Consider the following 1154-nt stretch of genomic DNA (forward strand, 5'->3'; position numbering starts at 1 on the left):
TAACCGCATTAAGAAAAGGAGTTAGTTATGCTAAGTAAGTCAATTACAGCAAAATTAAACGAACAAATTAATCTCGAGTTGTATTCATCAAATGTCTATTTGCAAATGAGTGCATGGTGCCATAAACATGGTTATGAAGGCGCTGCGGCATTTTTACTTCGTCATGCCGATGAAGAATTGGAACATATGCAAAAGTTGTTTACTTATGTGAGCGAAACCAGTGGAATGCCTTTGTTAGGTAAAATTGACGCCCCTAAACACGATTACGCTTCATTAAAAGAAGTTTTTGAAACAACACTTGAACACGAAAAACTAGTGACATCTAAAATTAATGAGTTAGTTGAGAGTACTTTTGCAGAAAAGGATTACTCTACTTTTAACTTCTTACAATGGTATGTAGCTGAACAGCATGAAGAAGAAAAATTATTTAACAGTATTGTTGATAAATTCAAACTTCTTGGTGAAAGTGGTACAGCGCTCTACTACATTGATCGTGAATTAAAAACTTTATAAGAATAGGAGAAATAAAATGTTATCAAATAGCGTGATTAAACTATTAAATGATCAAATGAATTTAGAGTTTTATTCTTCTAACTTATATTTACAAATGAGCGCCTGGTGCGAACAACAAGGTTTCGAAGGAGCTGCAAAATTTTTATCAGAGCATGCGGCTGAGGAAATGCAGCATATGCGTAAACTCTTCACTTATTTAAATGAGACCGGCGCATTGGCTATCATCACACAAATTGATGAACCACCTCATCAATTTTCATCATTGAAACAAGTACTTGAATTAACTTATGAACATGAAAAGTTAATTACCTCTAAAATCAATGAATTAGTTGGTAGAACTTTTGAAGAGAAAGACTACTCTGCCTTTAACTTCTTACAATGGTATGTGGCTGAACAACATGAAGAAGAAAAATTATTCAGTGGAATTTTGGATAAATTAAATCTTCTTGGTGAAGATGGTAAAGGTTTGTTCTTAGTTGATAAAGATTTAGGCGCATTAACAACAAACAACTAATCAAGTCTGATGAAAAAGGCTAAGTCATTATCGATTTAGCCTTTTTTTATATCAAAATCTAGCTACTTTTGTCTAAAAGTGCGGTGCTTTAACGGTTCATTCTTACCGCCGATTAGGTTTTGAAATG

General features: G+C 33.3%; 2 protein-coding genes. Both read left to right on the forward strand.

Going from position 1 to position 1154, the window contains the following annotated elements; genetic code table 11:
- Positions 1-27 precede the first annotated feature (27 nt).
- Entirely contained in the window at positions 28-513 is a 486-nt protein-coding gene (gene ftnA, locus ACTHSP_RS20685) for a non-heme ferritin (protein ID WP_003686837.1), read from the forward strand.
- A 16-nt stretch (positions 514-529) separates the two neighbouring features.
- A complete protein-coding gene (ftnA, locus tag ACTHSP_RS20690; protein WP_003686798.1) occupies positions 530-1027 on the forward strand; it encodes a non-heme ferritin in 498 nt (165 codons plus the stop codon).
- Positions 1028-1154 lie beyond the last annotated feature (127 nt).

It is taken from the genome of Neisseria sp. P0001.S005 (genome assembly GCF_051963715.1).